13 protein-coding genes are annotated in these 18,267 nt (G+C 47.7%); 8 read left to right on the top strand and 5 right to left on the bottom strand.

All coding sequences use genetic code 11. From position 1 onward, the window contains the following. Positions 1–33 precede the first annotated feature (33 nt). Complete coding sequence (locus NFI80_RS01995) at positions 34–1,455, top strand: efflux transporter outer membrane subunit (RefSeq protein ID WP_235164543.1); 1,422 nt, start codon at positions 34–36, stop codon at positions 1,453–1,455. 206 nt (positions 1,456–1,661) lie between these two features. Next, positions 1,662–2,567 (top strand): NAD(P)/FAD-dependent oxidoreductase, encoded by a 906-nt coding sequence (locus NFI80_RS01990; protein ID WP_235164542.1) that lies wholly within the window; start codon positions 1,662–1,664, stop codon positions 2,565–2,567. 210 nt (positions 2,568–2,777) lie between these two features. On the opposite strand, the gene NFI80_RS01985 is transcribed toward NFI80_RS01990, so the two are convergent. The 3 genes from NFI80_RS01985 to NFI80_RS01975 are packed head-to-tail and all read right to left on the bottom strand — an operon-like array spanning position 2,778 to position 8,575. After that, on the bottom strand, positions 2,778–3,467 hold the full coding sequence (locus NFI80_RS01985; RefSeq protein WP_235164541.1) for a DUF3823 domain-containing protein: 690 nt from the start codon (positions 3,465–3,467) through the stop codon (positions 2,778–2,780). 8 nt (positions 3,468–3,475) lie between these two features. Then, the gene (locus tag NFI80_RS01980) at positions 3,476–5,359 is read right to left on the bottom strand and encodes a RagB/SusD family nutrient uptake outer membrane protein (protein ID WP_235164540.1); all 1,884 of its coding nucleotides are present in this window, start codon (positions 5,357–5,359) and stop codon (positions 3,476–3,478) included. Between the two features lie 12 nt (positions 5,360–5,371). Further along, positions 5,372–8,575, bottom strand: coding sequence for a SusC/RagA family TonB-linked outer membrane protein (locus NFI80_RS01975; RefSeq protein WP_235164539.1), 3,204 nt, complete (start codon positions 8,573–8,575; stop codon positions 5,372–5,374). A 437-nt stretch (positions 8,576–9,012) separates the two neighbouring features. On the opposite strand from NFI80_RS01975, the gene NFI80_RS01970 reads away from it, so the two are divergent. The 6 genes from NFI80_RS01970 (at position 9,013) to NFI80_RS01945 (ending at position 14,666) form a co-directional block, all read left to right on the top strand. Further along, on the top strand, positions 9,013–9,573 hold the full coding sequence (locus NFI80_RS01970; protein WP_233796491.1) for a helix-turn-helix domain-containing protein: 561 nt from the start codon (positions 9,013–9,015) through the stop codon (positions 9,571–9,573). 97 nt (positions 9,574–9,670) lie between these two features. Beyond that, positions 9,671–10,909 carry an ice-binding family protein gene (locus tag NFI80_RS01965; protein WP_235164538.1) on the top strand — a complete coding sequence of 413 codons (1,239 nt, stop codon included), beginning with the start codon at positions 9,671–9,673 and terminating at the stop codon, positions 10,907–10,909. 173 nt (positions 10,910–11,082) lie between these two features. After that, positions 11,083–12,384, top strand: coding sequence for a nucleoside hydrolase-like domain-containing protein (locus NFI80_RS01960; protein ID WP_235164537.1), 1,302 nt, complete (start codon positions 11,083–11,085; stop codon positions 12,382–12,384). 69 nt (positions 12,385–12,453) lie between these two features. Continuing rightward, positions 12,454–12,705 (top strand): type II toxin-antitoxin system Phd/YefM family antitoxin, encoded by a 252-nt coding sequence (locus tag NFI80_RS01955; RefSeq protein ID WP_035360818.1) that lies wholly within the window; start codon positions 12,454–12,456, stop codon positions 12,703–12,705. Next, positions 12,702–12,980 carry a Txe/YoeB family addiction module toxin gene (locus NFI80_RS01950; protein WP_235164536.1) on the top strand — a complete coding sequence of 93 codons (279 nt, stop codon included), beginning with the start codon at positions 12,702–12,704 and terminating at the stop codon, positions 12,978–12,980. The genes NFI80_RS01955 and NFI80_RS01950 overlap by 4 nt, the downstream gene beginning before the upstream one ends. A gap of 114 nt (positions 12,981–13,094) precedes the next feature. Next, positions 13,095–14,666, top strand: coding sequence for a MutS-related protein (locus NFI80_RS01945; protein WP_235164535.1), 1,572 nt, complete (start codon positions 13,095–13,097; stop codon positions 14,664–14,666). On the opposite strand, the gene NFI80_RS01940 is transcribed toward NFI80_RS01945, so the two are convergent. Both NFI80_RS01940 and NFI80_RS01935 read right to left on the bottom strand, forming a co-directional pair. Continuing rightward, positions 14,646–15,779: a PepSY-associated TM helix domain-containing protein gene (locus NFI80_RS01940; protein WP_235164534.1), complete on the bottom strand. Its 1,134-nt coding sequence runs from the start codon at positions 15,777–15,779 to the stop codon at positions 14,646–14,648. The genes NFI80_RS01945 and NFI80_RS01940 overlap by 21 nt on opposite strands. A gap of 12 nt (positions 15,780–15,791) precedes the next feature. Further along, on the bottom strand, positions 15,792–18,161 hold the full coding sequence (locus tag NFI80_RS01935) for a TonB-dependent receptor (RefSeq protein WP_235164533.1): 2,370 nt from the start codon (positions 18,159–18,161) through the stop codon (positions 15,792–15,794). Between the last annotated feature and the right edge of the window lie 106 nt (positions 18,162–18,267).

The following is an 18,267-nucleotide window of genomic DNA, read 5'->3' as shown; positions in this document are numbered from 1 at the left end:
CAAAACCGACTACCACAACAAAGAACCACAATGATGAAACCGAAATTTAGACAATTATATATCCCGCTTTCCCTGCTGGCAACGGTGCTGATCGCCTCCTGCAAAGTGAGCAAGGACTATCAGCGGCCGGAAGTCGCCCTGCCTACCCAGTATCGCAATGTCACTTTTGCCGACACGGCTACCATTGCGGACATGGAATGGAGAAAATTCTTCCCTGACACTACATTGCAAGGGCTTATCCAGCGCGGATTGTCCTATAATTATGACTTGCAACTGGCTTTGAAACGTATTGACGTGGCCGAGCAGCAAGTTAAACAGGCGAAATTTTTACAGATCCCGACACTGGATTTACAGATTACAGGCACCTACAACCGTCCTTCCAGCAACAGTTTGAACGGACTTAGTGCAAGTAATTTTCTAAAATCGAAGCACATTGAAAACTATCTCGGCGCAGTGAACCTGAGCTGGGAAGCAGACATCTGGGGCAAGATCCGCAGGCAGCAGCAGGCTACATTAGGCCAGTATCTGCAAACCTATGAAGCAACAAAAGCGGTTCAAACCAAGCTTGTTGCGGACATTGCCAAGGGTTTCTTCAATCTTTTAATGCTGGACAAACAACTGGCAATTGCCAAAAGCAACCTGGAATTGAGCGATAATACTTTGCGCCTGACCCGTCTTTTGAAAGATGCAGGAGAGGTTACCTCGCTTTCTATCCAACAATCCGAAGCCCAGCGCGAGTCCATCGCCTTGCTTCTTCCGCAGCTGGAACAGGACATTGCGATTCAGGAAAATGCCTTGCAAATACTGACCGGACAAATGCCTGACAGCATTGCGCGCAACGTGCAGCTCTCCGATTTCAATGCAACCGACAGCCTGGCAACCGGTGTGCCGGCAGGTGTTTTGAGCCGCCGTCCTGATGTCAGAGCTGCTGAAATGTCCGTTTTGGTGGCCAATGCGCAATTGGGTGTTGCACAGGCAAGTATGTATCCTTCACTGATTATTACTGCAGCCGGCGGGATCGAATCGTTCAAATCCAGCAACTGGTTCAACATTCCGGGATCATTGTTTGGCTTGGCGGCAGGGACCATTGCGCGTCCTATTCTGGCAAGACGAGAGTTGAAAACCAATCTGGAAGTTGCCAAAATACAGCGCGAACAGTCGGTGATCCAGTTCCGTCAGTCGGTGCTGAATGCGGTGGGCGAGGTTTCTAATTCTTTGGTTCAAACCCAAAAATTGAAAGAGCAGGAAGCGATCGCCAATAATCAGGTAACTATTTTACAGGCAGCCATTACCAATGCACAATTACTTTACAAAAGTGATATGGCCAATTATCTGGAGGTGATCACTGCACAGGGCAATGCTTTACAAGCTGAACTGAACCTCGCATTCATCCGCAGCCAGTCTCTCATTGCCCGGGTAGATCTTTACCGGAGCCTAGGCGGCGGTTGGAAATGAGTTTTTTATGATACTTTATTAGCCATGATTTAGTTGAATGCAGAAGCAAAAAGCCGGAGATCTTGATTGGTCTCCGGTTTTTTGCTTTATAAGAGAATTTAAACTTGCAACAACGTTGCATATAAGACAGCATTTCCTATCTTTACGTTATCATCGTACGGTCGATAAAAGCGGCTGAGCATTAAATCTTTACAGCATTTAGCATCATGGAAAATACTGATTTTGAAGTAATTATCATTGGCGGAAGCTACGCCGGACTGTCGGCGGCAATGAGCCTGGGCAGGTCATTAAGAAAGACATTGGTTATCGACAGCGGCAAACCCTGCAATGCCCAAACGCCACATTCACACAACTTCCTCACACAAGACGGGCGGACGCCAAAAGACATCGCGCTATTAGGCAAAGAACAAGTTGCAAATTACCCGACCGTGCAATTTCACGATGGGCTGGCCGAAACCGGCCGCAAAACAGAAAATGGATTTGAGATAGCAACTGCAACCGGCGACACATTCACTGCCAAAAAACTGATTTTCGCCACAGGATTAAAAGATCAGATGCCAGACATTGCAGGTTATGCCGAATGCTGGGGAATATCGGTCATACATTGCCCCTACTGCCATGGTTATGAGGTAAAAAACGAAAAAACCGGCATTTTAGCGAACGGGGACACTGGTTTTGAGTATGCAAAGTTAATTTCAAACTGGACCAAAGATCTGACCATTTTCACAAATGGCCCTTCCGAACTTACGCCTGAGCAAACTGAAAAAATTTCCACCCGCAACATCCGCATTGTCGACAAACCCATTGCGTCGCTTATCCATAAAAATGGGCTCCTCGAAAAGATCGTTTTCAAAGACCAATCCGAGGAGCCCATCACAGCAATTTATTCCCGTCCCGCATTCAAACAACATTCAGCCATTCCCGAACAACTGGGCTGCGCACTTACAGAAACCGGGCTTATAAAGCTGGAAACGTTCCAGCAAACCACCGTCCCAGGCATTTACGCAGCAGGAGACAACTCCCACATGGCCCGATCCGTAGCCCTGGCAGTATCCTCCGGCAGCATGGCCGGCGCACTGATCAATCGGGAGCTGATCGAAGAGGCGTTTTGATAACACTATGGCCCTGTCATGCTGAGCTACTAACCCTGTCATGCTGAGCGGAGCCGAAGCACGTTACCAAGGAGCAGCGTGCTTCGACTCCGCTCAGCATGACAGGGGGTGGTAGCTCAGCATAACAGGGGTAGTACGCTCAGCATGACAGGGGTGGTACGCTCGGCATGACAGGGGTGGTACGCTCGGCATGACAGGGGTGGTAGCGCGTTACTTCAGCATCACCTTCTGCGGCATGCCGAACAGCATCTCTCCTACTCCGGACGTCTTCACGCCTACTCTTGCGTACACATAGTCCCTTCCGGCTAGCGCGGGGGAAAGCGTTGCGGTTAGTGTTATGGGCTTGGAGATATCTTTGATGTTGGCGGCGACTTCCTGGGCGTTTCCGGCGTTGTTGTTTGGATCTACGATGCTGGTGGTGCCGATATACAAATTCACCCTTTCCAATGTCCGGGAGGTGTTGATTTGTTTCAGATTGAATGTTACCGAAACCTTTCCCTCGCCTTTTGCATAATTTTCATTTTGAAAAACAAAGTAAGGCTGCACCGGAACATCCAGCTCTGCACTGCCGTTCAGGGCAACATCAATGGTATCCGTGTTGTCCACCCACGGGCCATTGCCGCGCAGCCGGACGAGTTTGTAATTACCATCAAACAATGAGGCAGAGAACGTACCGTCCTGCCTTACATGCACAGGGATTTTGGTAAATAATTGATATCCCCGTTGCCAGAGTTCCAGCTGCACACCATTGGAGCGCAGCCCTATCGGCTGACCTTCGTATACAACCCGGCCCGTAAGCACGGATTTTGGCTCCACGCGGTTGTCTTTTTCGCAGGCACTAAGCAGCGCCGAGAGCGCCAGCACGGCCAGGAATTTAAAATGAATGTGATTCGCTTTCATATAATGGATCAATGAAATGGGTTCCTGACAATTTTGGGGTTATTATCGATCACGATCTGTTCAATGGACGAATAGTAATTGCCCATCTGGAAGAAGCGTGGCGCGCGGAAACGGGGCGCAACAAGTTTGTCAAACACGTATTTTCCGTGCGTTGCATGCCCTGGGCGCACAATGCGGTAGGGATATAAGGCATACATCACAGCATCGGGATTGGAAGCGTTCCCGTTCCAAAGCTCATGCGCAATGCGCCATCTTTTCAAGTCCCATACGCGATGGTCTTCGAAAGCCAGCTCGACGCGCCTTTCATTTTGCAAACGGGCTATGGTAAGTGCTTTCAGGCTATTTGCCCCAAAGCCCGCACGTTCGCGAACAAGGTTTACATATTTCAATGCATTGGCTGTTTTGCCTGTTTCCAGAGCCGCCTCTGCTGCGTTCAGGTAAATTTCACCCAGGCGATAACGTACCCACCACATGTCGCTGCGGATGCCGCGTGTGCTGGACATGGCGGTTTGATCCACATATTTTCTCAGATAAAAACCAGAGTTGGTAACCTCGGTCTGAGAGCGTTGCGGGCCCGATGAACCGGTTAGCAAGCCACCATCTTCATAATTCGATCCCAATGTGTTCGATTCTACATTTTGAAAGCTGTTCGTCGTAGCGCTCCAAACTTTTACCCCAGCCTGGATCTGCACAGGCGTGCCGCGGAAAGATGTTCCGGGATAAACCACCGTCCCGTACAAGCGGGCATCTTTGTTGGCAAACACATCTGCCACATTATTGTAATAAATGTAATCTGTATTCCCTGCGTTACGTGTTTTCAGCTCGCCGGACGTGCCGTCCAGATATTCAAAGTCTTCAACCAGGTTCAGCGAAGGCGTTATCGACGAAGAGGACAGGTTGTCTTCGCGCACATTGCGGGCAATGTTGTCATATGTGAAACCATGTCGCTTGTCTTTGCTTACCAAAAAATCCTGTGCAAGAATGATCTCGGGATTGGCGGATTTCTTGGTTACCGCATCGTAAAAGTTCTCCCCCAGGTTTGGGTTTGTTTTGTAAAGCGAATACACGCCGCTGTTGATGATCTCCTCCGAAGCAGCCAGTGATTTAGCATAATAATCGGCCGCACGTGACGCCGGGATCCCTACTTCCCCGCCCGGCGTGGAAATGGGTGAAGCCATCAGGTTATTGTATTTTGCAATCGAACCGGCGTAGAGCATGGCGCGGCTTTTCAATGCCATAGCCGTGTATTTATTGGCACGCGTGTTGCTGCCGCCATTGCCCAGCTGGTCCTTGATCGCATCGAGTTCGGAAGCAATGAAGTCGTAAACTTCCTCTTCTTTGGCGCGCGGCTGTTGCAGATATGAAGGATCACCATTGTAGTCGTATATCAACTGCTTGGTAACCAGCGGCACACCGCCCATTCTTTTCACCAGGTCAAAATAAACCTGTGCTCTCAGGAAACGAAGTTCGGCTGAAAACTGGATTTTCTGCTCATCCGTGAGCGAAGTGCCAAATTTTTCAATGTTTTCAAGCGCAAGATTAATGTCCCTTACCAACACATAATCCCAAAGCCTCCATCGCTCGAATGCGTAAGTGACAATGTTGTTCCGTGCGTCATCATTGTTGGACCACATGGCCTCATCATATGCTGCAAAATCCTGCCAGCCTTCCTTATTGGGAATAGTAGCATCCGTTGTGGAACTGTGGTTAAGATCCGTGTGGTAAGGCAAACGGTCGTAATAGTTGGCCAGAAGGCCGGTTATCAGCTTGGGATCGTTCCATATCTGGTCTTCCAGGATAATGTTTTGCGGCTTTCTGTCCAGCCATTCCTCTGCACATCCCGACATGATCAGGACGAAGAAAGCGAGGATATATTTCGAAAATCGTTGCATAACGGATTTGAATTAAAAATTGATACTAAAACCGGCATTAAACAATCGCTGCTGCGGATACACGAGCGCATTACCGGACGAAATCTCAGGATCGATCTCGTATTTCTTGACATTGTCGATCGAGAACAGATTGCTGGCATTCACATAAATGCGAAGGCCGCTGCTTCCCAGTTTTTTGAAAACTTTTTGATCAAAACTATAACCCAACTCAATGTTTCTGAGGCGTATATAGCGCACATTGGTGATCCAGAAATCACTTTTACGGAAATTCACATGGCTGGAATTGTCCTTTCTGATCGCAGGGTACGTTCCGGGGATCCATTTGCTGTTGGGATCGAAAGGATCTTCGCGGTGCCAGCGGTCTTCGAGCATAAAATGCGGCGATGTCCCGTTGTTTTGGTAAGGGATTTTTAATTCAAAAGCTCGCTGAAAACTTTGTAACGAGGCTCCGGCAAAATCGGCAAACAATGAAAAACCCTTGTAGGAAACGCTGCCATTAAGCGCAAAGCTCAGGTAAGGATTGGCGCCTTCTGCATAACCGATCGGGCGCTCGTCCAGCGTGTTAATGATCCCGTCCCCATTGACGTCTTTGTAAATAAAATCCCCTGGAAGATGTGTGCGGTTGCCTTGTCCGTCATTGTCAATCAGGTGACTCTCAATTTGTTCCTGCGACTGAAACTGCCCTTCAACCTGGTAACCCCAGTTAATGTTGCCCCAGCGGTCTACGTACGAGTCGCGGTATTCATTGTAGGAGTTCCCGAAACGCGGTTTATAGAAATCCAGGTCACGGCGGCGGGATAATGTTGCGTTGGCACTAACTGTGTAATCAATTTGACCTACTGCGCTTTTGTAGGTAAGCACCCCTTCAATTCCCCGGTGCGTATCGCTGTTCAGGTTTTCGTTGGGCAATGTATAGCCTACTTCTGATGGCAGCAGCACGTCATAACGGGCAGCAGGAAGTCCGTCTCTTTTTCTCTGGAAAATATCAACCTGACCATTCAATTTCCCGCCCAGCAGACCGAAGTCAATTCCGAGGTTGGTAGAAATGTTGGTGATCCAGGAAAGCGTCGTAATGGGCAACCCGCGCGGCCTTACGCCAATGTTGTATTGTCCATTGAAAATGGCGCTTCCCTGCAGGAAGTTATAGCCGGGCAAATAACTGAATGGCGATACGATGAATGGTTCATTCACAACAGTGGCGTTCCTGTCACTCCCCGTGCGACCATAAGAAGCGCGGATTTTCAGGCTGCTGAACACGTTTTCAAGCTTTCCCTTGAAGAAATTCTCCTCTGAGATCCGCCACCCCGCGGAAACGCCGGGAAAGAAACCGAACCTTTTTCCGGGTGCATATAGGAAAGAGCCATCGTAACGGCCCACCGCTTCAAGCAAATATTTTTGTTTGAAATTATAATTCACACGGCCAATGTATCCTGCGCGCGCTTCCGTACTCCACTCATCGATCAGCAAATCCTGATTCGCAAACGACATCAACGGAATGTAATTGTTTGGCGGAACAGTGTGCACAACCAGGTAAGTGTTCACATTGTCCGACTGCTCGTAGGCTGCAACAGCGGAAAGCTCGTGATCGCCGAAGGTTTTGCTATAATTCAGCTGCAACTGTGCGAAGCGGTCCACAATGTTGCGTTTGCGACGCTCACGCCATGGATTCTGGTTTCCCCCACCTGCTACGACATTGTATTTGTCGGTGGCCTCATCATATTTATAAGCATCGTAAGTGTATTCAAAACCATCAAAATCGAAATTGTGGTATTGATATGAATACGTTCCCTTCACTTTCAGGCCGAATGCAAAATCGTATTCCGCATAAAAGTTACCCTTCACCACGCGTGTGATCTCGTCAATATAACCCGTAATATCCCGCTTATAGGTAGCAGGGTTCACATTTACATTGTGAGTCTGGTTGATGTACTTCGGATTATCATTGGCATAAGGGCGTTCGGTTGGCCACATGGTAAATATGCTCAGGAAAGGGTTGAAATAATCATCCAGTCCCGGCACACCCACCTGAAAACGGTCTTCAATACGGGCACTAATCTGCGCGCCGACTTTCAGCCTCTTGGTAATGCTCGACTCCACATTCGCCTGCACGTTGGTACGCTTAAAACTGTAATCTTTGATAAGGGCATCCTGGCTCAGATGACCCACAGAAAGGAAGTAGCTGATCTTTTCCGTGCCGCCGGATACATTGGCATTCAATGAATATTGCGGCACATTGGGACGCATCACCATTTTGTAATAATCAAAACTCTGATAACCCTTTTCAGTCCCCGCTTTCCATTTGGCAAGTTCCTCGGGCGTAATAGAAGGCGTACGACCCTGGTTCACGTCCGATTCCACAAGCCCTCGCATGTGCTGGTAAGCGCTCGCCGGCTTGGGGTAACGCGTAAAATTCTGCAAACCATAGTAACCCGAAATGTTGATCCGGGCGGGACCATCCCCTGCTTTTCCTCTTTTTGTCGTGACCAAAACAACCCCGTTCGCTGCACGGAGTCCATATACTGCGGCAGAAGCATCTTTAAGGATCGAAACACTTTCAATATCGTTCTGACCCAGGTTATTGAAGTTGGTCGCATCGGAGGGAATTCCGTCGATGACAAAAAGCGGGGTTCCCAGGTTCCGGATCTGGATAGTGGTCGCAGCACCCGGACGGGCATCTGCTTTTCGGGCAGTAATCCCCTGAACGCGGCCCACCAGCGCATCAGAAGTACCAACCGATGGCGTGCGGATGAGGTCTTTGGCCTGAATGTTGCTTACCGCGCCCGTTACCGCCGCAGAAGATTGCGTGCCATATCCTACCACCACAACTTCCGTAAGCTCCTCGCTGCTAGGTAGTAATGTAATGTTAAATGCAGACTGATTGCCAATGGCTACATCTTGCGATGTGTATCCTATGAAAGAAAAAGTCAGCGTCTGAGCCGCATCTTCAACCACCAGTGTAAAGCTTCCGTCGGTGCCAGTGGTCGTTCCCCGGCTGGTGCCTTTGATAATGACGCTTACGCCAGGCAATGGCGTATTTTTTTCATCGATAACCTTCCCGGTCAGGGTTTTATCAATGCGCCTGTGCGGACTGTTTGCTGCCGCTACGGGTGCGGGTGCAGCTTGTAAAATGCCCGGAGAATGCATTATCCCTGCTACCGTGACGGCACAAAGAAGCCTGCAAAGTCCCGGGAGGGGATTTTGTCTAAATGGGTTCATAAAATTGAGTTTAGCTTAAAGGTGAGTAATGAAAACCAGGATTAATGTTTCATAGAGGACTATTAGTTCGTGATGATACTACAAGTTTCAATCGGTTTCTACAATACAATTTTAACACAATATAATACCAAATACATTTCAGGATTTGATTAGTATTGACTGTATTTTGATGTGTTTTATAAATAAACCGGCATTTTATTGAAAAATAATGCCATATGTACATGATGTTGATTGGGTCCGGCAGACCAGGGTATTCCTTCGTGCACGGTCGCAACATCACACAACCGACTCCTTTATGATATGGCCATCAGTCTATACGTAGAATTCATTGTATAAATTAAATTTCATTTCGTCGGATGTTGATTTATTATGGTTACTTTTCTTGCCTGGTCGTGAGAATGCTGACGACCATCAACAAAACATAGATCGCAATTTGAATGAAACTCTACATTAAGTATATGGTCAGCTTGCGGTGCAAAATGATGGTTGAGGAGGAACTGCGCAAGTTGGAGATAGCCTACTCGCTCATTGACTTGGGCATGGTGGAAATTGCAGGTGAAATATATCCGCAGCAGCGTGAAATGCTAAAAAACAACCTGCTCAAATCCGGGCTGGAATTGATGGATGATAAAAAAAGTATTCTGATTGAGAAAATTAAAAATCTCATTATTCAGATGATCCACCATTCTGATGAATTTCCCAAAATCAATCATTCAGACTACATCAGCCAGCAATTGGGTTATGATTACACCTATCTGGCCAATGTATTTTCCGAGGTAAAGGGCATTACGATCCAGCAATTTATCATCATTCACAAAATTGAAAGGGTAAAAGAACTGATCCTATACGACGAGCTTAACCTGACGCAGATATCCTACAAAATGAATTACAGCAGCGTAGCCTATTTGTCCAATCAGTTCAAGCAGATCACGGGTCTTACGCCGTCTTTTTATAAACAATTAAAAGGTAAAAGAAGCGGGAATTTGGAAAACGTGTGAATGTTATAACTAATACTACACATGCTATAACATTACTTGAAGGGGTTAAGGTCATATTTGTGCGGTGAAAATACTTTCACAATTTATTCAAGCATATATGAAAACATCTTTCTTCTTCAACATTCTTACCGTTTCGCTTTCTGCACTTTGCCATTTAAGCATGGCTCAAACCGTGCCTACTTTCGGCGGGGCTGAGACATTTGCACTTTATACATCCGCTGGGGAGTTTGCTAATACAGGAACAACATTGGTTACCGGCGACATCGGAAACGGGACAGGCGCTGTGACCGGCAATGCAGTTACGCTGGTCGGGCAGAGCCACTTTGGCGATACACAGGGTGTTGCGGCTGCCGCAGATGTTGCTACGGCTTATAGCGTACTGACCAGTGGAACACTTAATCCATGCGGATTTCCGCTAGCCGCCACACTGGACGGCGTGACGGTGCTTGCCCCAGGCGTGCATTGCAGCACAGAGGCCACTTCTTTTTCAGGCAGCCTTATTTTAAACGGAAACAATGATCCCGATGCTGTTTTTATCATCAAGATAGGAGGAGCACTTTCGGTGGACGCACCTGCAAATATCGTTTTAACAGGCGGAACATTGCCTAAGAACGTATACTGGGTAGTCAACGGTGCTTTCAACCTGGCAGCCGACATTGATTTTATCGGCACCGTTGTTAATGAAGGCGCCATCTCACTGGGAGCGGGTGCAACTCTTTCGGGAAGAGCGCTTTCGACCGCTGGAAAAATATCGCTGAACGGTAATGTTGTCTCGAATGTAGAAGTTTCCCTTCCCGTGACGCTTTTGAGCTTCGATATAAAAAAAGGCGAGCAGTCCTCGGTTACATTAAACTGGGCAACAACAGCGGAGACAAACAGTGATCGTTTTGAAATACAACGCAGCCAAAACGGCAAACAGTGGATTGGCGTAGGAAGTGTAATTTCCAATGGTGAAAGCACCAAGCTACTCTCCTACTCTTTCTCGGATATTGCGCCAAAAACCGGCAACAACTTGTACAGACTTAAAATGATCGATAAGGACGGGACCTTTGCATTCAGCCGGATCAGGAGTATTAATTTCCAGTCTGCCAACAGAACAGCCCTTTATCCAAACCCAACCATTGACCGCCTTTCCGTTCTTTCGAAAGATCTGGATAAGATCGCACGCGTGCAATTCATGGATGTTTCCGGAAAATTGATAATGGACCAGAAAAACAATGATTCGTCGAATGCGGTATCAGAATATAATATCAACCATTTCCCGGCCGGGCTGTACATAGTTAAAGTAATTTTCGCCGACGGATCCGTTGATCGCGCGAAAGTTTTGAAGAAATAATCACAGGCATTTTTAGATAGATGTAAGCAGCTATATGCACACTACTTTTACTATTAAACTCCATCCGCGATAACTATCATTTAATTTCTATTTTTTTCGATTACTTTCTTTTTACCTTTGTAATAGTAAAATGAAGTGTGCCGGATATTCGGTGCTGACTGATCGGAATAACGATGAAATTACTGTTTATAAGAAGGGAAAAGATCCGTATTTATATCCCATTGCTCATGACCAGCTGTCTGGTTATGAGCTTTTTTTCGGCCCATGCGCAGCAAAAACCCCGCATTTTCATCAGCACCGATATCGGCGGGACCGATCCGGATGATTTCCAATCGATGATCCATCTGCTGATGTATGCAGACCGTTTTCAAATTGAAGGATTGGTTTCCACTTCGTTCCAGACCGGTCGCAAAAAGGACATCCTGGATATGATTGATTTGTATGAAAAGGATCTTCCCAAACTAAAAAAGCATCAAAAGGCCTTTCCCGAGCCGGCTACATTGCGCAATGTGTGCAAACAGGGAGCAACAGCGTGGGCGCCTTATAAGGGTTTCGCCGAAAAAACGGAGGGTTCTGAATGGCTCATTTCTTGTGCTAAAAAGTCTTCCGACCAGCCGCTTTGGGTGCTGGTATGGGGTGGTATCGAAGATGTTGCACAGGCATTGCATGATGCGCCGGAGATCACGAAAAACATACGGGTGTACTGGATCGGCGGCCCGAATAAAAAATGGGGCGTGAATGCCTATGACTACATCGCCGCCAACCACCCCGACGTTTGGATGATCGAATGCAACGCCACTTACCGCGGCTGGTTTATGGATGCCGGATCGCCCGCAGATATGACGGCAGAAGCCTATTATCCGAATTACATCAAAGGCCGCGGAGCAATGGGAAAGGATTTTATTAAGTATTACAAAGGCAACATTAAAATGGGCGACACACCTTCGCTGGCCTATGTCATGCATGGTAATCCGGATCAGCCGACAGGCGAAAGCTGGGGCGGCTCTTTCACGCCGATCACAAGGAGTTCGAGAACCATTTTTGAGCGCAACACCACCACTGCCGACACCGTAGCCACTTACGGCGTCATTGAGTGGCGGTTTCAAGGACCAAACATTAATGTTCCTGCCGACTCGGCTGTGTTCACGCTCAGCATCAGCGGTCAGCAATGGCCTGGTTATTACATTGGCGACGGTAAATACGCCGTTCGCTACTCTCCCAAGCAAGTCGAGTTGGGTGAATACACCACCATCAGCAGCATTGCAGAGCTTAATGGTCATGCCGGGAAATATGTCAGCACCGCACCCTGGCCAGGAAAACCCGAACCGCACGACTATAAGCTCGGCAAAAACTGGTACGGCGATCTCCCCGATCCCAATCTTTTCATAGACCAGCAGCAAGGTGCAAAAACCATCTCAAAACACCGGAAAGCATTCCTGACAGACTGGGCAAAAAGATGGGCCTGGCTGGAATGATACCGCATGAGCGTTTCTGATTTATATTGTATATTTGTGTACCAATTCCGTACATTCATCTACTCAATCATGCTGGTAATTAGTTCAAGAGAATTCAGGGACAATCAAAAAAAATACATGGATCTTGCTGATAAAAACGAACAGATCATTATTCAGCGTGGTAAGGAGAAGGCTTATGCACTGACCCCGGTTGGCGAGAAGGACAAATATTTCATGGATCCGCAAACAATGGCTGATATTCAGGAAGGAATCGATCAGTACAGGAAAGGCAACACTACGAAAGTGGATAAAGCCGATTTTGACAAGTTGCTTGGTTTATGAGTTATTCCATCGAATTCACCCCAAAAGCGCTTGAAGGAATCGAAAAACTCAGGAAGTCTGGCAATAAGCCGCTGCTCAGAAAAGTCAGGAAACTTCTCGACGAACTGATTGAGCATCCATACATTGGAACAGGCCAGCCAGAACAATTAAAGCACAACCTGGCTGGATTTTGGTCGAGAAGAATAAATCAGGAGCACAGGATCATTTATGCTGTTGACGAGTCGAGGGTTACGGTTACAGTCGTTTCGGCCAAAGGACATTATACTGCTTCCTGATTCAACCGCTCATAACACTTTCAAAATACTTCTTTTCTAAAATGATAAATTGATCCTGGGTTCGGTTGGCTTTGGGGCTGGCTGCTTTTTGCCCTTATAATTTATCTTATAGAAATGTCTTCGAAAACCTCATCGGATAAGGACCATATTGCCCAAATAAAAAAGGGATTTTTCAATTTTGGTCAGATCGAAAAGTATTTTGTTAATGACAAGCGGGATGGGGTTTTCCAGGTAATTTCCGACAGAACATTTCAGGATCTGGACCTGGAAGATGTTTTTAAGTTTATCGACAGGACTGTTTCCTGCGTCGGTCAGCAGTATTTGTATTACTTCATGCGGGTAATTCCCCTGGGTGACGCCCGTAAGGAGCGCTTGGAAAACGTTATCTCTATTTTTCAAGCCGATCCTGCATTAAGGGCCGCAACCACCACAGAGATTTCAAAACTTAATAAAACAGATGCTTACTATATCACGTCGCTTTTCCACGGCAAGTACACACCCAGGCCAGGCTGGTACTGGCTTATACAACTACTTTCTGCGGTCAGCGTGCTTGCTGTTATAATGGCTTTCTTCTTACCGCAGATCCTGATTTTCCTGATCGTTCTGCTGCCCGTGAATCTGGGTATCCACTATTGGAACAAGAACAATCTATACCAATACGGAAGCTCCATTCCACAGCTTTTGATATTGACTCAAACAGCCCGCAGCATCTTGAAAAACCCGGAATTCGCAGCGCAAAACAATGCCTTGCAAGCGCAGGTCAGTATGCTGGATCAATTGGGGTTGCCCATGTCCATTTTCAAGATCGAGGCCAAACTGCAAGGTGAGATCGGCATGTTTGTTGATTATGTTTTTGAATTATTTAAAGCACTGTTTCTGGTTGAGCCTGTGCTGCTCTTTACAATCTTGAAGATTCTGGATTCCAAAAGGCAGCACATCGAGGATGTTTTCCGGTTCGTTGCAGAAACTGACATTGCCCTGTCAACACTCGCACTCAGAGAAAGTGTCCCCTACGCTTGTCAGCCCGACTTTCATTTGGAGTTAAAGCACCTGCAAATCAGGGATGTATATCACCCGCTGATATTTGACGGCGTGGCCAATGACTTAACATTACAAACTAAATCTGCATTGCTGACAGGTTCCAATATGTCGGGAAAGACCACTTTCATCCGGACCGTGGGCATTAATGCGCTGCTTGGACAAACCATTAATACATGCTTTGCCCATGCATTTGCTATGACTGCCATGAAAATACATTCGTCTATCCGCATCTCGGATGATTTGCTGGGGGACAAAAGTTATTATTTTGAAGAGGTGCTTACCATTAAAAATCTGTTGGAAGAAAGCAGGTCGGGCTATTCCAACCTGTTTCTGCTGGACGAACTTTTTAAGGGCACCAATTCGGTTGAGCGTATTGCTATCGGCAAATCGGTGCTCAGTTACCTCACACAAGGCAGCAATCTGGCGCTCGCCTCAACGCACGACCGGGAGCTTTCCAACTTTCTGGCGGACACTTTTGACCTTTATCACTTTACGGAAGTCATTCACCAGGATGCCGTCATCTTCGACTACAAGCTGAAACCTGGCAAACTGGTGACAACCAATGCCATCCGGATTCTGGAACTGAACGATTATCCCAGCACAGTTGTGCAAGAGGCGCTCACCTTAGCGGCCGGAAATCGCTGAACGGTCCGCCTCAGACTTCCCTGCCCGCCGCCACCAAAGCAGGAAACCCGTCACGGCCAGCAACCCGGGCGTCAGCCCGATGATCACATAAAATATCCTGACGGGCAGCCCGCCAAAGTTGCCAACATGCAAAGGATGAAACGTTGCTTCAATGCGTTCGCCGACAGATTTATCTGCTAATGTATTGATCTTAAAAACCTTACCTGTGTATTGATCAATCCTCACCGAATTCAAAGCACCCCAGAGTTTCCATTGTCCCTGCTCATAGCCTCTGACTTCAAATTTACGTTCGGGTTGCGTAGGCAGATATACATAGGTTGGGTCCAGATCCGGCAGCGCCTTCCTGGCAGCACCAAGCATTTCATCGGCGGAAACCGTCATTGCATTGTTCCGTTTGCCTGGCAGGAGTTCTTTCTCCCAGGTTTTGGGTTCAAAAGCGAAGAGGTTCATCCAAAAGCCGGTGAAGAAAATAATAGCATTGAACAACATTGACCATACCCCCACAATCCGGTGCAAATCGGAGCTGATCGTGCGCCAGTTTTTTCGGTTGATCGAAATTCGAAAAGACAGGACGCGCCAGATATTTTTCCTATAAACAATAGCGCCGGTCAGCACGGACAACAACATTGTGATACCAAAAATAGCCGTAAGCGCCGCGCCTGGGATGCCCAGCTGGAAGCTGAAATGGAATTGGAACAACCATTCAATAAAACTCGGCACAAACTGGCTAGCAGGCTCTTCCCTGAGAATAGCGCCAGTGTAAGGATTGAACGAGATCAATGCCAGGTCATAAGTTAGCAAGCGCGCATCATTGAAATAAATCCTGAAATCATAAGCATCACCCGGCCCGGCGTCGGGATTAAGCCAGGCAATGCCGTCCAGGTTTGGATAACGGGCGGTAATCGTTTTATAGCATTGCATTAGCGCGTCTTCCGGCACGTGGGTCGCCGCCGGAGATACGCGAAGCAGGTTACGGTTGGCCAGATGGTCGAGCTCAGTTTTGAAAACAAGAACGGAACCACTTAACCCCAACAAAACCAGGAATATGCCGGTTACCAGCCCAAGCCAGCTATGTAGCTTGAACAGGCCCCGTGTGAATTTTGTCTTTTTCATAAACCCCTCGACTTACCAGAGCTGATAACTAATGCCGACCCGTACATTAAACGGATCGCCCAGGCCTGCCAATGTTACGCCCGACCTGCTTCCTGTGAAGTAATGCTTGTTAGTCAGATTATAAGCATTAACCTGAACCTGATATCGGTTGCGTGAATACGAAATGGCGGCATCCAGCACCGTGTAGGACGGAAAAACGAAGTTCTGATTGCTTAGCAAGCCCACCTGATCACTCACATAACGCACGCCCGCAGCAATTCCAAGCCCTTTGAGCGCCTGGGATGGAAGCACATATTTGCCCCAGAAGTTGATCTGATGCTTAGGCGCATTGGCAAAACGGTCCCCTTTTTTACCATAGCTCGTCGTGCTTACCAGCTCGTGCTCATTGAAAGCATATCCGGCGATCAGGCTCAACCGGTTCAGGTTTCCGACAACTGAAAATTCTCCGCCTCTGCTGCGCGTGCCGTCAATGGCAGCTTGTCGGTGCGAGTTTTCTTCCGTGGGCGCCGCCGTCAGGATATTGGCATAATTGATCTGGTAAAGGGATAATGTAGCCGACAACCGGTTGCCTATCAGGTCCGCTTTGGAACCTACTTCATATTGCGTCGCCTGCCGGGTCGGGAATGGCCCGCCTGAGAGCACATTGTTGGAGGTTTGCGGATTGAACGATTTGAGATAGGTTCCGTAAATAGATACGTTCTTTACCGGCAGATATACCAGGGCCACCCGCGGGATCCAGCCTGAGGTTTTCAGCTCGTCGCCCTGCTTGTTGTCACGATCCGACAATGGCGTTTCCTTACCATTGTAGTTGTCGTAACGAAGCGAGAGCAACACTTTCAATTTGTCGCCCACACTGATCTGATCCTGAATGTAAGCTCCTATCAGGTTGGTAATGCGCTTGTTATCATCCGATTCGTCGGCCGGAACGGAGGCATCGGGAATACTGCCCGCATAATCCGGGTGCAGGATAGAAATGCGGGTCGAAGGCTTGTACTGATAGTCGTTTTGCGTCCAGCCGTAGCGATTGTAATCCGAGCCTGCGATAATCTGGTGCCCCAGCGGTCCTGTGTTGGTGGTATAGGTTGCAAAAGCAGTGGTTTGCAGGCTGAACCTGTCCGTTTCCCAATCCTGAAATCCCCGGCTGATGGAATCATTACGGATCCTTCCTACCGGAATATGGTCTGTATAATCCAGTACATTCCGTACTGCGCGTTCCACAACGGTGAGTTTCAGATTCTGGCTGATCTGATGGTTAAAACTCAGCGTAGCCGATGCATTGTGTGTCTTTCCATAATCGGTCGGGCTCTGGATTGTCAGGTTGTTGGGATAATGGTTGAAATCAAATGTTCCATCCGGGCGGGAGTAAACATAACTTCCATTGTCATACTGCTGAACGGCTTTGGAGTAAGTATAATTGAGTTCAAGATTAAGCGAGGTCCGCTCACTGGCAAGGTAGGTCAGCGAAGGGGCAATGAGCAGGTTTTGTTTCTTTTGATAATCCCTGAAACTTTCGGAGCGATCATAACCGATTATGGCGCGGTACAGCAGCTTTTTGTTACTTGAAACCGGCCCCGCAAAGTCAGCAGAAGCTCTTCCAAATCCCCAGCTGCCCAGCGAAAGATCCACACTTGCCCGCTTTTCCGACAATGGTTTTTTTGTAATAAAATTAACAACACCACCCGGAGAACCCTCACTGAACAAAGCTCCCGAAGGCCCGCGCAGCAACTCTACGGATTCAATGTTGTAAAGCAGCGGCTGCTGGCTCCACAAATACAGGTTGCCCCGGATGCCGTTAAAAAGCAAAAAACTGGCATCATTCGGAGAGTAAGCTGTGAAGCCGCGTATTTGAAATGAACCATTGCCATTATTGGCTTTCATGCCCGTGAATGTACCCGCGATCTCGTTGAGGGTAAATGCCTGCCGGTCGCGCAGAACGGCGGAAGAAACGACCTGCACCGATTGAGGCGTTTCCAGCAAAGGCACGTCCAGGCGTGTCGAACTATTGGACGATGAAACCTGGTAACTGTTTTTGGCGGCACTAACAATGACCTCTTTTAGCTCCTGGTTGCTTTCGGACAGTTGAAGATTAAGAAACGCGTTTCTCCCTTTCGAAATGCGCATACTTTGGGTGTATGCAATATAACCAACATTGGAAACAGTCAGAATGTAAGAGCCTGGTGTAATGCCGGTGAGGCTGAATTGGCCTTTTTCATCTGTAATCGTGCCTAATGTTGTGTTTTGAAATGCGATGGACGCGCCTGAGACAGGCTTGTCTTCGGCGTTGACGATACGCCCGTGAAGTGTTCCTTGCTCGCTTTGAGCGTAGGAACAGGTAACATTGCTGAACATGGCCAGCAATAGAAACAGATATTGAAATTTCATTCGGATATACAAGGATAAACTCATCCACTTTTAAAAAGCAGAATGGATGCTGTTAGGTTAGCTGTTGAATTTGAATAAAGGAGCAGGGCAACGCAGTCGCGCGCCG

This window comes from Dyadobacter chenhuakuii (assembly GCF_023821985.2).
GTDB lineage: Bacteria > Bacteroidota > Bacteroidia > Cytophagales > Spirosomataceae > Dyadobacter > Dyadobacter chenhuakuii.
Note: the sequence above shows the minus strand (reverse complement) of the source record. Positions and strands in the feature narration are given on the sequence as shown.